Origin of the sequence: Pseudohalioglobus lutimaris (genome assembly GCF_002866825.1) — a bacterium.
Taxonomy (GTDB): Bacteria; Pseudomonadota; Gammaproteobacteria; order Pseudomonadales; family Halieaceae; genus Halioglobus; species Halioglobus lutimaris.
The window spans coordinates 1-13,598 of record NZ_PKUS01000012.1; the positions used below are offsets into that span (position 1 = coordinate 1).

The window sequence follows — 13,598 nt, forward strand, 5'->3', positions numbered from 1 at the left end:
TTGAGTCAAACTGCTCTTAACTGAATGTCCGCCGTGCCGGGGTAAAACCACGGCTTGAGGCGAGGATCGACGCAAAGATGGAGCGGCGTTTCGCGCAGATTGACGCCCGCTTCGCTGAAATGGAAGTCCGCTTCGCCCGCATCAATGTGCTGCTGGGGGTTATCCTGGTCGCTGTGGTAATCCCGGTGCTGCAAACCCTGTTTAACTGGTTATCCTGAGCCAGCTTTGCTGTCTCCAGCCCGGGCGGGTCTATACGGATGTTGGCTTGTTTATGCCAGAATGGGCTCTGACTATACGGAGTGATTCATCATGGCCAATGAACAACAACACGAGTACTGGAATGGCGAGGCGGGCGCTCGCTGGGCCGCCGAAGACGAGACCATGGCCACGCTGCTGCGGCCGGTTGCGCAGGATCTACTGGCACACCTGCAGCCTGAGCCTGGCAGTTACGCTGTCGACATAGGTTGCGGCGGGGGTAGCCAGAGCGTGCTGCTGGCGGAGTCTATCGGTGCGGGCGGCGAGGTGCTGGGTGTGGATATTTCCGCGCCTATGCTGGAAATTGCCCGGGGCAGGGACTTACCCGCAAATGCTGCGGCGCTGTCGTTTCTGGAGACCGATGCCGCCACGTATGCCTTTGACCCCGGCAGTGTAGACCTGCTTTTCTCTCGCTTTGGCGTTATGTTTTTCGACGACCCTGTTGCTGCGTTCAGCAATATGCGCTATGCACTGAAAGACGATGGCCGCCTGGGCTTCTGCTGCTGGCAGGCCATGAAGGATAACCAGTGGACGTTGCTGCCCGTACAGGCGGCGCTGCGCCACATTGCGCCGCCAGAGTCTCCAGACCCGCATGCCCCCGGGCCCTTCGCGTTAGCAGATCCCCAGCGGCTCGAGTCGATACTCGCTGCCAGCGGCTTTGGTGATATCGTTATCGCCCCTCATGCGGTGAATATGAATTTTGGCAGCGGTGGCGGCCTGCGTGAAACGGTTGCGGAGTTGATGGCTGTGGGCCCGGTTTCGCGCCTGCTGGTGGACCAGCCAGCGGAAACCATAGCCCGAGTGGTCGATGAGGGTGCCCAGGTCATGGAGCCTTTTTATACCGATGGCAAACTCAAGCTTGCCGGTGCGGTGTGGTTTGTTACGGCGAATGCGGCTTAGCCTGGGTCGCAGTAGCTTTGGTCCTGACGCGGTATGGTATGGGCAGCGGTTTGATATGCGCCGTCAGTTGTCATGCTGGTGGGTTTTGATGTTCTCGTTGTTGTAGCGCTCGTGTAGGCTGGTCAAAAAGTGACCGGGAGCGTAGCATGGCAGCCATAGCATTTGATCCGTTGGAGTATGCCCGCGCGTTGGAGTCTTCCGGGGTTTCGCGAGAGCAGGCGGAGGTACATGCCAAGGCCATGACGCAAGTCTTTGTTCACAATATGGATGCCCTGGTCACCAGGGACTACCTCGATACGCGCTTTACGGAATTCGAAACGCGGATAGAGGCGAAAATGGAGCGGCGCTTTGCTCAGGTCGATGCTCGTTTTGGCGAAATGGATGCCAAGATGGACCGACGCTTCGCTGAAGCAGATGCCAGCATAAAGCAACGCTTTGCTGAAGCAGGTGCCAGGCTAGAGCAACGCTTCGCTGAGGTAGACGTTCGCTTCGCCCGCATCAATGTCATGCTCGGTGTTATCCTGGTGGCCGTGGCGATCCCAGTGCTGCAAACCCTGCTTGTCTGGGTGTCCTGAGCTGGTTTCATTGGTCAGTGTCCAAGTAACAGCACACGGTCCGGGCGGCGGTCTTCTCGAGTCGGGAGAAGGGGGCCATTAACGTTGGTTTCTTCGCCACTCCCAGGGTGGCGTGGGGTTTTCTTCTTGCCATAGTCCCCGGTCATCCAGCCTGGCGCTGAACTCGGCAAAGGCCAGCGGCATGTTGAACGTCGCGTAGTCCCGGTACCACCAGGCGTAGCCGCCTTCTACCAACTGCAGGTTCACGCTTTCCCCGTCCGCATAGACTATGGCAACCAGCCTGCCGTAGCGGTCCTCGTCACGTTCCTTTATTGATAGCGCTTTGTTCGCAACTAGATCCTGCAGCGCCTGTTTTGCGGCTCCGCCGAAAGGCTGGTCGGATTCGGGGGTGTCTATCCCGTAAAGCCGCACTTTGTAGGTTTTGCCTTCCAGAGATACGCGCAGGGTGTCGCCGTCACTCACGCTCAGCAACTCAACGGGCTTGATGCTGGCGTTGTCCAGCCAAATGATAAGCGCGATCAGCAGCAGCGCACCAACCAAAAATGTCATTTCCCGCTTGCGGCCACCGGGTCGCTGCGAACGGCTCTGCCCTTGGGGTCGGTAGTAGCGCGTTTTATGCGCCGTGGGCTTTCCGGGCCTGCGAAGTCGACGCGGGCGGGCAAGCCTGTGCGGGTGGTTCGGGCTGACGTCGTGGAGGTTTGCCATGGCGGTATTGTCGCATGGTCGCGCAGCAGGTGGCTGAATTTGATAGCACGCCGGGCTTCGGGGAGGGACCAGGGCGCGCTACTATACTGTATAAATAAACAGTAAAGGCGATTGTTATGGGTATGCCAGCGGTAGCAAGCGATTGGGGCCATGAGCTGAACGGGGCGCAGTTGGGGCAGGCTATCACCCTGCTATCGGCGCAGATTAATGCGGCGAATCATCGTCTGCTGCGGATGATCGCCGAGTTTGACCGCTGTGGCGGCTGGCGCACAGAGGAGGCAATGCGTTCGTGTGCCCATTGGCTTGCAGCCAACTGCGGCATTGCGCTGGGCGCAGCGCGGGAGAAGGTGCGTGTGGCAAGGCAGCTGGTGGGGCTGCCAGAAATAAATGAGGCCTTCTCCGAGGGCGGCATCTCTTATTCCAAAGTGCGCGCAATCACCCGCGTGGCCACGCCTGAGAACGAGGGCTTTATGGTTCACCTGGCGGAGCAGAACAGCGCGGGTCACCTGGAGAAGCTGGTGTCAAAGTACCAACCGGTGCCAGAGCCGGGCATGGCGGGTTTACTGGGCGATGAGCAGGGTGAAGTGAGGGCCGCCAAGGCATCAGCTGGAGCGGTAGAGCACGGCACTGCGCCGGAGCTGGACGTCGAAGCAGCGCGTGAACTGGCGCGCGAGCTGTATTGGTTTCAGGACAAGGATGGCATGTGGGTTATTCACGCCAGGCTGACGCCGGAGCAGGGGCAGCTGGTAATGAAGGCCTTGCAGGCGGTGGCCCGGCCGCTGGAAGAGGAGCGTCAGGAAGAGTGGAAGGCAAAGCAGAAGGCACGCATGCAAGAGGTCGCGCGCAAGATTCTGCGTCGTGAGCAGGGTACTGGCGAAGACGTTTCCGCGGAAACGTCACCTGCGTGTGCACAACCGGGTGTTTCTGCGGGGGCATCGGGAGTGGGTGCCGGTTGCCACCCGGATGCTGCGAGTGCGGGGTCAGGTTCTGGGAGGGGTGCTGTCGAGGAGCTGCCGAGTCACCTTGCCTATGCGCGGGCGGAGGAAAAAATCTCCGCGGAGACGTTTTCACAGCACATGAACCAGGTGCGAGCCGACGCACTGGTGGCCATGGTAGAACACTTTCTTGCTTCCGACCCCAACTACCGCGGCTTGCAGGGGCTGAAAGGGTCAGAGCGCTGTCAGGTGGTTATGCATGTGGACATAAACACCCTGCGTGAGCAGCGGTCGGGTGTGTGTTGCACCCATGGTCGGGCCCACTTCGAGGATAAGCCGTGGCTGTCTCCGGACACCGCGCGGCGGCTGAGCTGCGACGCATCGCTGGTCACCGTGCTAGAAGATGATGCGGGCAATGTGCTGAACGTGGGTCGAAAGTCGCGTATCGTGCCATCGCCTATTCGTCGTGCGCTGCGCGAACGGGACGGGGTGTGCCAGTATCCCGGCTGTCATGAGTCAGAGCATGTAGATGCTCATCATATCCAGCATTGGGCGGACGGAGGGGAAACCAGTCTGGAAAATCTGGTTACCCTGTGTCGCTTCCACCACCGGCAGTTGCATCGCGGGTGCTTCGACATTCGGCTGAACGGCGTCTCCGCGGAGATTTTTTATTCGGCGAAGGGTAAGGGTAGTGGATAGCAACGCCACCAAGCTGAATGGGTCAGCTGCTGTTTTCCTCGCGCCTGTTTGCCAATCATTGCTATGATCGAAGCCCGGAGTATGGATGCCCCATGATAGATCTTCATTGCCATATGCTGCCGGCCATTGATGACGGCGCCAAAGACCTCGAGACGTCACTGCAAATGGCGGAGATCGCAGTGGAAGACGGCATTTCGATTACCGTGTGTACACCGCATATCTATCCCGGCGTGTTTCCCAACACCCTTGCAGGCATTCGGCGTGCAGCCTGGGATCTGCAGTGTGAATTGTTAGATGCCGGGATTCCTCTGCAGCTCACTTATGGAGCAGACATCCAGGTGGTGCCTGACCTGGTGCAGGGTCTGCAGGATAAAACCCTGCCCTCGTTGCACGGCAGCCGCTATTTTCTCTTTGAGCCGCCCCACCATGTGGCCACGCCTATTCTGGCTGACTTGCTTTATAACGTGCTCCTGGCGGGCTATATCCCCGTCATCACCCATCCCGAACGGCTGAGTTATATCGAGGCGGACTACGACCTATTCGTCAACGCCGCTCGCCAGGGAGCCTGGTTACAGCTTACCGGGGGGAGTCTGCTGGGTGCGTTTGGTTCGCGGGCACAGCGCGCGGCGGAGCGTTTTCTGGCAGATGGAGTAACACACGTTCTGGCATCTGACGGACACAACCTCGACGGGCGTGCACCCGTGCTGGCCGAGGCGCGCGATGCGGCGGCGGCAATTGTTGGTGAGGAAGAAGCCTGGCGAATGGTGCTGGACCGGCCGCATGCGGTAGTGAGTAATGCGGAGCCAGATAGTGTGCCGCTGCCTGTGGGTTTAGTGGGCGGTATACGCAGGCGCAAGCGCGTAAAAAAAAGCTGGCCGGCTCGACTGTTCAATCGCTGAAACCGGGTACTCACGTAATCGCTTTATCCAGGGCTCTCTGCCGCGGCTATCATTTGCTGATGCGTTGCACCGATTCGGCTGTTCTCACCCAGGGCTGGCCGCCCGCCCAGGGCATGCCCTGCTGCACATCGGCGGGCAGTTTCTTGAGCGCGCGATCCGCCTGCGACAGCGTGTTATAAGGCCCCAGTAACAGCAAATACTCCTTTTTCACTCCGCGCACGGTCGGCACAATATGCGCTTGCGTTTTTGCGCTACCCAGCTTTGCATCTGCATAGCGGGTAAGTGATTCGGGGTCAGCTGACTTCAGCAACTGTATCACCAGGTTCCTGCGCGGCAGGGTGGCAATCCACTGTTTCTGCTTTGCGGGCTTGGCGGCGAGCGTGGGCTGTGCACTGGGCCGGGGTTCGGCCCTGGGTTCAGGCCTGGGTTTGGGCACAGGCTTGGCCTGCGAAATGGGAGCTGGCCGGGCTATGGTCGCAGCTTCTGGCACAACCTGCGGCTGCGGCTTGGCAACGGCGACCACTGCCGGCGCGGCGGGTTTTACCGGTGCGCTTGGGGCTTTAACCGGCGCAGGTGCGATATCAGCAGGTGTTTTTGCCACAGAAGCCACCGGCATATTCGCAGTTTGTGGCTGTTTTATAAATGCCTGCGCGACTTCCTCGCGGGTGGCGCGGCCGTCCTGTTCCATCATCATCAGGTTCGCAGCGGCGGTTTGTGAGCCGTTCTGTGCTGCCATGATGTACCACTTCACCGCCTCGGCGTCGTTCTGCTCTACGCCGTTGCCCAGGCGGTATATCTGACCCAGGTTGAGTTGTGCAGTGGCGTTGCCCTGGTCAGCAAGCTGCGCCCAGATGCCAATGGCCTTGGCAACGTTGCCTTGTTCAAAGGCATCGTAGCCGTCTTCCAGGGTGAAGTTGGGGGTGTTGTTGGGAGAGTTATTGGTCCAGCCAGGCAACGCACCGGTTAGCATCAGCGCAGTGGTGAGCAGCGCTGCGGCCAGCGGCCGGGTGCTCACGCGCCGTCGGTCAGGCGGCCAAGTAGTCCCTGCATGTGTTCAGCTACCTGTTCCCGTTTGAGTACAAACACGCTGTGGGCAAGGAACAACAGGGAGTAGGTGGCCAGGCTCAGGTACTCTGGAACGTTTTGCAGCAGAAGGCCAGTCAACGCGCAAGCGCCGGCGTACAGGGCCATAACATGCAGGGTCTGACGGCGATTAAGGCCCATGTCCTGAAGCGTATGGTGCAGGTGGCCGCGGTCTGCCTCCATCAGCGGACGGCGCTCCTGCAAGCGGCGCAGCATGGTGGAAAGCATGTCCATAAGCGGTACGGTGACCAGCCACAGCGCGGTAACCGGCAGAATCACAGCGTTCTCTCCCTGGGAGAAGTACACCAGGGAACTGGTGACCAGGAACCCCAGCGTCACACTGCCGCCGTCGCCAAGAAACATTTTTGGCAGCAGCGCATTATTCGGACCCAGGTTGAAAACCAGGAATACCGCCAGGGGAATCAGCATCAGTAATAAGAAGTTGGCGTGCGGGTGGCCGCTGTATACGGCCAGCAGGTAAAGCACCAACAAGGGTAGTGCAACGGTAGTGGCAGCCAGGCCGTCTATGCCGTCGATCATGTTGTAAGCATTGGAAAGGCCTGCAACAGCCAGTCCGGTAAGCGGCACAGCGAGGAACAGCAGGGGTATGTCGCCCATGGCCAGCAAGTCGCCGACGTTGTAGAGAGTTATGCCGCCGTATGTCGCCAGCGCCAACCCCGCGCAATACTGTATGCCAAGGCGCAACCAGGGGTTGATGTGCTGTATGTCGTCGAACACGCCGACCAGGAAAACACCAACAGCAATGGCCAGCATGCCGTTGCTGTAGGGAGCTGTGCCGGTAGCGAATGTGCAAATCAAAATGGTGAGGAAGATGAAAATGCCGCCGGTGAGCGGCGTCGGTGCGCTGTGGAGCTTGCGTGCGTCTGGCAGGTCTACTAGCCCAGCCCTGACGCCAAGGCCAACGCTTAAGCGCGCCATCGCGAATGCAACAATAACCACGGCAGTGAACAGCATTCCAGTCGTCTACTCTTTTGGTTTGCCTGAAGCGGGAAATCCTGCTACCAGTGCTTCTGGCGTATTAACACGCCGTGCTGGCCGTGTCCCGTTATAGAGGATTATACGTAGTGAACACGGCAGGTCGATAAAGGTGGCGCCCAAATTTGCAGAAATGTTCACAATTTAGAGTAAAAACGGTAGTTTTTTGCCTTTTTTTGGCAAGTTTAGTCCCTGATGTAGACTATTTCCCGACTTCAACCGCATTTTGAATGTACCAATGGTACGCGTTCTCCAGGCCGCTGCGCAGGTCAAAGAGTGGCGTCCAGCCGAGGCTCGCCAGTTTGCTGCTGTCCATCAGTTTGCGCGGGGCGCCGTCTGGTTTTGCTGGAATTGCACTATGCTCGCGCTAGCCTGAAAGAACGGCTTTCAACTTTCTTTCCTACCACTTTACATCAATGTTAGTGAAGCAGGCGGGTTTATACTGAAGACTTTATTCAAGGCCGCGCCATGGTAGCTGTAATCCAGAATATTGATTGCGTTGCTTGTAGGGCCTTGGTGTATGTTGAAGAATAGAAGGAGGTATTTCCCGGGTGTGACTTTGGCCGCACCTTGAATTGGACGAATGAGTATGCAGCAAATACCCGAGCTACTGTTCCTGGCGCTGGATTACTACCGGTACCCCAGCGACTACGATGAGCAACGTTCAGCAGCCCCTTTACCTCCGGGGGTGACCGCGTTGCTGGCGTCGCAGGACGGTTGCCTGAGTGAAGAGCAGATCGCAGAAACCGCCACAGCCCTGGCCGTGAGTGAGGCGGACTGCCGTGCGGCGGTGTTGCGTTATATCCAGCTGCTGATGTTCGATTCGCCAAAGGACCATTATCGCGTGCTGGGGCTGACTCGCCGTGCTGACCAGAAACAGATTGTTCAGCATCACGACTACCTCTCTCGGCTGCTGGCTGCCCAGTGGGACGCTGACGATCCGCACTGGGGGACGCGCCACACCCCCAGAGTAGAGCAGGCCTTTGCTGTCCTCAACGACACCGGCCGTCGGGCGGAGTACGACGTAGAACAGGCTGGCGGCGGCATTGTCATTATGATGGGTAAAGCTCGCCAGGCGCCCGAACCCGTGCCAGTGAATCCAATACCGCAGCAACTGGAGGCGCTGGCATCATCGGGCGCTATGGACCACAGCCTGGCGCAGGCAGAAACCGCCGAGGAGAGCTCGGCCCAGGATCAACCGGCAGACCCGGTGCACGCTGGGGCAGCGTCTGACGCAGCAACCTCAACACCGGTTGCGGCGCATGCCAAACCGCCCGCATCGATTTTCAGCAGTCCGTGGTTGTACGTGGCGATAGTGTTGGTATGCGTGATGGGCGTCGGCGTATATACCTTCAACCAGGCTTCGCGCGGCCCCGAGATCGCCTTACCAAAATTGCCGGCGCCCGCCGTTGCCGCAGGCGTAAAGCCGCAAGAAAACGCCGACGCGCTGCAGGCGGCCAATGCACAGACAGAGGCTGATGTAACCGAACAGGACGCGGTTGCAGAAACCGCGCCGGACGCAGAACCCGCACCGGACTCGATTGCCAGTGCTGCATCCTCGCCGTTACTGCAGGCCGGTGCGTCCACCGTAGAACCGATAACCGACGCCGAGCTGGACAGTCTGCTGCAGCTTTTTGGTGAGCACTATCAGGCGAAAGATGCAGCAGCCTTTGCAGGCTTGTTCGCGGCCGACGCCTATACCTCCAGGGCAGAGGGCAGGGCAGGCATCGACGACTATTTTGCCAGAATATTCAGCAACATCCGGGTGTTGAGCGTCGGCTTCAGTGACGTTGTATGGCAAGCCGGGACGTCGCCGCGCGAAGGGTCGGCACGAGTGGCCATTACTGCCTTGCCCGCACAGCGCGGGCGGGGTGCCACGCTGGAAGCAGAGATAGATTTTGAGGTGGGACGCAATGCAGATGGCGCCCTGGAAATAACCCGCATGACGTTCTGAACGATGTCCGGGGGCGGCATTGACCGCAACATCAAGGCTATCACCGACAGGCTGATCTTTTCCGGCCTGCTCGGTAAACTTTTTTAACGAACACCAGGTAAACGTATGTCCTCTACTATTTTGGTTACCGGCGGTGCCGGATACATCGGCAGTCACGCCTGTGTTGCCCTGATCGAAGCCGGCTTCGCAGTAGTGGTGCTGGATAATTTTTGTAATGCCAGTGCCGAGGCCGTGCGCCGCGTAGAGACAATCACCGACACAAGTATTCCGCTGGTGGAAGGCGATGTGCGCGATGCCGCCTGCCTGGATGCACTGTTTGCGGAACATGATATAGCGGCGGTGATGCACTTCGCTGGCCTCAAGGCGGTAGGCGAGTCCATGGAAAAGCCGCTTGAGTACTACGACAATAACGTCAACGGCACCCTGGTGCTGTTGGCCGCCATGGCGCGCGCAGGCGTCAATCGTATTATTTTTTCTTCATCCGCCACGGTCTACGGCGACCCGGATTCGGTACCTATTCGCGAGGACTTTCCCACTTCGGCTACAAACCCCTACGGGCGCTCGAAGCTGATGGTAGAGGAGATACTGGCCGACTGGGACGCAGCTCACCCGGACTGGAGTATTGGCCGCCTGCGTTACTTCAACCCCGTCGGTGCGCACGCCAGTGGCCGCATCGGCGAGGACCCGCAGGGCTGGCCCAATAACCTGATGCCTTTCGTCGCCCAGGTGGCGGTGGGTCGCCGCGAAAAACTGTCCATATTCGGGGGTGACTATCCCACACCCGACGGCACCGGCGTGCGTGACTACATACACGTGGTGGACCTCGCCGAGGGGCACGTGGCGGCGCTGCGCTTTGTGCTGCAGAACACCGGCCTGCTGACAGTGAACCTGGGTACCGGTAAGGGCGCATCGGTTCTGGATATGGTGCGCGCTTTCGAGTCAGCCTGCGGCAAAGAGATTCCCTGTCAGATCGTTGAACGCCGTGCCGGTGATATTGCCGAGTGCTGGGCTGATCCGGCCATGGCCGAGTCCTTGCTGGGCTGGAAGGCAACGCGCTCACTGCAACAGATGTGCGCCGACACCTGGCGCTGGCAGGAAGCCAACCCCTCGGGTTACGGCTGAGCCGGTAATGCCAGCGCGCCGCTTATCCGCCCTGCACGGTGCCAGTCACCCCGGCGCAGTTCATAGCGCATGCCTTCGGGAGAGATGATATTTCTTTTGCCCTGACCAAGCTGCTTTCACTTCTGGTTTACCCGCTCAGCTTTTCTCTGCTGCTGGGTGTACTGGCCTTGCTGTGTCGGCGTTGGCGGCGTATTTCTTCCACCCTGTCGGTGGTGGCGCTGGCCTGGTTGTATGCCTGCTCTACCGCGCTGGTGGCGGATCGATTGATGGCATCCCTGGAAGATCAGTACCCACCCAAAGCCATGTCCGTGCTGCCTGCTGCGGAAGCGATCGTGGTGCTCGGCGGCGCCACGCGCGGCGATACGCACATGAGCAGTATGGCGGACCTCAATGCCCGGGCAGACCGCCTGACCCATGCCGTTGCACTGTACAAGGCGAACAAGGCGCCGCTGGTGTTGTTGTCTGGCGGTGCTCCTGAAGGTAGTCGCGCAGAGGCGCTGCAGATGGCCGACTTCCTTGAACTGATGGGTGTGCCGCGCACGGCGTTGCTTCTGGAGCAACAAAGTCGCGACACCCGGCAGAACGCGAGCTACTCCGGTGTTTTGTTGGAGGCCAGGGGAGTGAAACGTATCCTTCTGGTGACATCTGCATTCCATTTGCGCCGGGCGGTGCCGCTGTTTGAGCGCGAGGGGCTTACGGTAATACCCGCCCCTGCGGACTTCCAGCAGCTGGTCGCCGAGCCCTCAATATTGCGCTGGCTACCCACCGTAGAGGCGCTTTCGCGATCCACGTACGCCATCAGGGAATATGTGGGCTATTTCTACTATCGCCACAGAAATTGGCTTTAAGTGCTGATTTTTATGTGAACTGGCTCAAGTATCCGGCAACCTGAAAGCGGTCACGGCCTGCGGCATTCTATACTGGCCACGATTTACAGACGGGTTACCGTGGGAGTCCAATGCCCCCGAACAACATTACAGCAAGCAGTTCTGCAGTGCCTTGCCGGACCTGGCCAGCCTCCTTGTGGCTTGCCGGCTACAGCAAGGTACTCCTGCGTCCGCTGTTGTTGTTTTTTGTAGCCGCTTGTCTGCTCGTGGCGGGCCAGCAGGCCCATGCCCATCCCGATGCCGATGCCGATGCCGACGCCGATGTGCCCCGGGTGAGCGCCGCGAACCTGGCTGAGGGCCTGTCTTTGCGCGGGCAGTGGCGTTTTCAACCCGGGGACGATCTGAGCTGGGCCAACCCGGCGCTGGATGACAGCCAGTGGCAGACACTGGGTGTGCCCCAGCGTTGGCCCACGGGTGGCTATCCTGAACAGGGGCAGATGGGCTGGTACCGCCTCAGTCTTATTGTCGACCCTGAATTGCGCGGCACGCGATTACTGGATCAACTGGCGGTGAGAATGGGCAAAGTGCTCAGCGCCTATGAGCTCTATGCAGGCGGCGAATTGATCGGCAGTGTTGGCCGCCTGCCACCGCTCAACGAGACCGATTACGACCGCGAGCGTGTGCTGAGTATTTCCGAGTCCGCCGTGGACGCCGATGGACGTCTGGTGTTGGCGCTTCGCGTCTGGGGCGGAGAAGCAGCGCTGGTGGACAGCTGGGGTGCTGGCCCGATCTCCGGCGAGTTCAAGCTGGGTTACTTCCGTGACCTGCTGATTGGCGGTGTGATTGCCGAATTGCCAGGACTGATATTCGCCGCCATGACGCTCTTCTTTGGCTGCTACCACTTATACCTCTACGGGCGGAATCGCAACCTGGAAGCGTTTTTCTGGTTTGGCCTGATGGCCTGTAACGTTGCGGTTTACGGGGTAATGATCACCCAGTGGAAGTACATCACGGATCTTTCTTTCCTGAGCATGAAAAAGATTGAGTTCGGGGCGGTGTACCTGCTACCTGCGGTGGGTATGCAGATGATCTGGTCACTGTTGGGCTTGCCGATAAGCCGTTGGCTGCGCGCCTACCAGGTGAGCTTCGTCGCTGCCTCGCTACTGGTGGTGCTTATCCCCGGGCATACGGTGCACTACCAGACCTTGAGTATCTGGCAGTTGTGGATCATCCCCATTATGGCCTGGGCACCCTGGGTTCTGCTGCGAGAATCGCGCGCCGGCAATGCCGAGGCGCGTACGGTGCTGCTGGGTACGATTATCTTTATTGGCGCTGCAGTGAACGACATGTTGATCGACATGGTGCATCTGGAGACCGCGCGTATCGCTCCGCTGGGCTTTATCGCCGTCCTTGTGGCTATGGCGGTGTCGCTGGCTAACCGTTTCACTACCATGTGCCGCGAGCTGGAAGTGGAGGTTGCCGAACGCACGGCTGAACTGAGCGAGGCCAATGAACAGTTGGCCCGCGTCGCCCGGTTCGATCACCTGACCGGACTGCTCAACCGGCGTGGCTTCGCCGATGAGGCCGAGAGAGAGATAGGTCGTGCGGCCCGAACAGACCGGCCTTTGTCCGTGTTGCTGGCTGATGTAGACAACTTCAAGCTCTTCAACGACCAGCACGGCCATGTTTGCGGCGACAAAGTACTCAAGCGTGCCGCCAGACTGTTGCAGGGCCGCCTGCGGGAAGTAGACAAAGTGGCGCGCTGGGGCGGTGAGGAATTCATTCTGTTGCTGCCAGAGACCGACCTCGATGGCGCTGCAGTACTGGGCGAAAGCCTACGCAAGACTATCGCCGAGAACCTTTTCGAGTTCGGCGAGCAGCGCCTGAGTATCACCATGACTTTTGGCATCGCCTCTTTCCGCAAGGGCGAAACGCTGGAGGCCTGCATCGCCCGTGCGGACACAGCGCTCTACCACGGTAAGGAAAATGGCCGCAATAAGGTGATGATAGGTAACTACAAAGGCCTCAGTATCGTTAATTAGTGCGCACCCGAAAACCCGGCTTGTAGTCACCCGTGTGAGCAGCGGCATTTTTCATCCGGGTGCTCAGCGCCCGGCCCGCGCCTCGCTACCGGCGCTAGTTGTGATACCGCTCCTTGTACTCACTGTAGGTGATACCGGTCCAGCGCCGGAACGCCCGGTAAAAGCTGTTCACCTCCAGGTAACCGAGCTGATCCGCCAGGCACTTGCCCGGCAGCCACAGGTCGCGCAGTTGTTGCTCGCACCGGTATTGCCGTGCCCGGTCCAGCAGGAACTGATAGTGAGTATGGTCTGCACGCAGGCGCCTGCGCAGTGTGGTGGTGCTGATCCCCATGCTCTCGGCAACGGACTCGGCACGCAGTCGCGAGAGATCGCCGGAAAGTAGAATCTGCAGTACGCGGTCGGTGGTGCGGTAGCGGTTTTCGGAAGGGAAACGTGTGGTGCGCGGATAGCTCTGCAGCTGCCCCGCGCTCAGGGGCATAGTCTGTTCCATGGCCAAAACATCCTTGTTGTGGTGTATGGATTTGATAGTGTTGGTCGCGTTCTTGCGACACAGTTTTTAGACTAGCACAGGATTTTGCCGTGCAAAGGCGAGGGGCAAAAATGATT

13 protein-coding genes are annotated in these 13,598 nt (G+C 59.3%); 9 read left to right on the forward strand and 4 right to left on the reverse strand.

Annotated elements, in window-relative coordinates:
- Positions 1-77: 77 nt before the first annotated feature.
- From C0039_RS21080 to C0039_RS11170, 3 genes are all read left to right on the forward strand, one after another.
- Positions 78-218, forward strand: a complete 141-nt coding sequence (locus C0039_RS21080) for a hypothetical protein (RefSeq protein ID WP_165787103.1) — start codon at positions 78-80, stop codon at positions 216-218.
- Between the two features lie 91 nt (positions 219-309).
- The gene (locus C0039_RS11165) at positions 310-1,155 is read left to right on the forward strand and encodes a class I SAM-dependent methyltransferase (RefSeq protein ID WP_101518091.1); all 846 of its coding nucleotides are present in this window, start codon (positions 310-312) and stop codon (positions 1,153-1,155) included.
- A 146-nt stretch (positions 1,156-1,301) separates the two neighbouring features.
- Positions 1,302-1,730 (forward strand): hypothetical protein, encoded by a 429-nt coding sequence (locus C0039_RS11170; RefSeq protein WP_101518092.1) that lies wholly within the window; start codon positions 1,302-1,304, stop codon positions 1,728-1,730.
- Between the two features lie 78 nt (positions 1,731-1,808).
- Here C0039_RS11170 and C0039_RS11175 read toward each other — a convergent pair whose 3' ends face one another.
- A complete protein-coding gene (locus C0039_RS11175; RefSeq protein WP_101518093.1) occupies positions 1,809-2,279 on the reverse strand; it encodes a thermonuclease family protein in 471 nt (156 codons plus the stop codon).
- Positions 2,280-2,551: 272 nt separating this feature from the next.
- Between C0039_RS11175 and C0039_RS11180 the strand changes: the two genes are divergently transcribed.
- Positions 2,552-4,069: an HNH endonuclease signature motif containing protein gene (locus tag C0039_RS11180; protein ID WP_101518094.1), complete on the forward strand. Its 1,518-nt coding sequence runs from the start codon at positions 2,552-2,554 to the stop codon at positions 4,067-4,069.
- A gap of 92 nt (positions 4,070-4,161) precedes the next feature.
- Positions 4,162-4,968, forward strand: a complete 807-nt coding sequence (locus tag C0039_RS11185; RefSeq protein WP_101518155.1) for a tyrosine-protein phosphatase — start codon at positions 4,162-4,164, stop codon at positions 4,966-4,968.
- 49 nt (positions 4,969-5,017) lie between these two features.
- Here C0039_RS11185 and C0039_RS11190 read toward each other — a convergent pair whose 3' ends face one another.
- On the reverse strand, positions 5,018-5,983 hold the full coding sequence (locus C0039_RS11190) for an SPOR domain-containing protein (RefSeq protein WP_101518095.1): 966 nt from the start codon (positions 5,981-5,983) through the stop codon (positions 5,018-5,020).
- Positions 5,980-7,026, reverse strand: a complete 1,047-nt coding sequence (locus C0039_RS11195; RefSeq protein WP_101518096.1) for an MraY family glycosyltransferase — start codon at positions 7,024-7,026, stop codon at positions 5,980-5,982. Before C0039_RS11195 ends, C0039_RS11190 begins: the two co-directional genes overlap by 4 nt.
- A gap of 604 nt (positions 7,027-7,630) precedes the next feature.
- Here C0039_RS11195 and C0039_RS11205 point away from each other — a divergent pair.
- The 4 genes from C0039_RS11205 (at position 7,631) to C0039_RS11220 (ending at position 12,992) form a co-directional block, all read left to right on the forward strand.
- The gene (locus C0039_RS11205; protein ID WP_101518097.1) at positions 7,631-9,001 is read left to right on the forward strand and encodes a J domain-containing protein; all 1,371 of its coding nucleotides are present in this window, start codon (positions 7,631-7,633) and stop codon (positions 8,999-9,001) included.
- A 105-nt stretch (positions 9,002-9,106) separates the two neighbouring features.
- Complete coding sequence (gene galE / locus C0039_RS11210) at positions 9,107-10,123, forward strand: UDP-glucose 4-epimerase GalE (protein ID WP_075999200.1); 1,017 nt, start codon at positions 9,107-9,109, stop codon at positions 10,121-10,123.
- Between the two features lie 38 nt (positions 10,124-10,161).
- Positions 10,162-10,971: a YdcF family protein gene (locus C0039_RS11215; protein ID WP_243391600.1), complete on the forward strand. Its 810-nt coding sequence runs from the start codon at positions 10,162-10,164 to the stop codon at positions 10,969-10,971.
- A 146-nt stretch (positions 10,972-11,117) separates the two neighbouring features.
- Complete coding sequence (locus C0039_RS11220; RefSeq protein ID WP_207796429.1) at positions 11,118-12,992, forward strand: sensor domain-containing diguanylate cyclase; 1,875 nt, start codon at positions 11,118-11,120, stop codon at positions 12,990-12,992.
- A 94-nt stretch (positions 12,993-13,086) separates the two neighbouring features.
- Here C0039_RS11220 and C0039_RS11225 read toward each other — a convergent pair whose 3' ends face one another.
- Positions 13,087-13,482, reverse strand: a complete 396-nt coding sequence (locus C0039_RS11225) for a helix-turn-helix domain-containing protein (protein ID WP_232334883.1) — start codon at positions 13,480-13,482, stop codon at positions 13,087-13,089.
- Positions 13,483-13,598 lie beyond the last annotated feature (116 nt).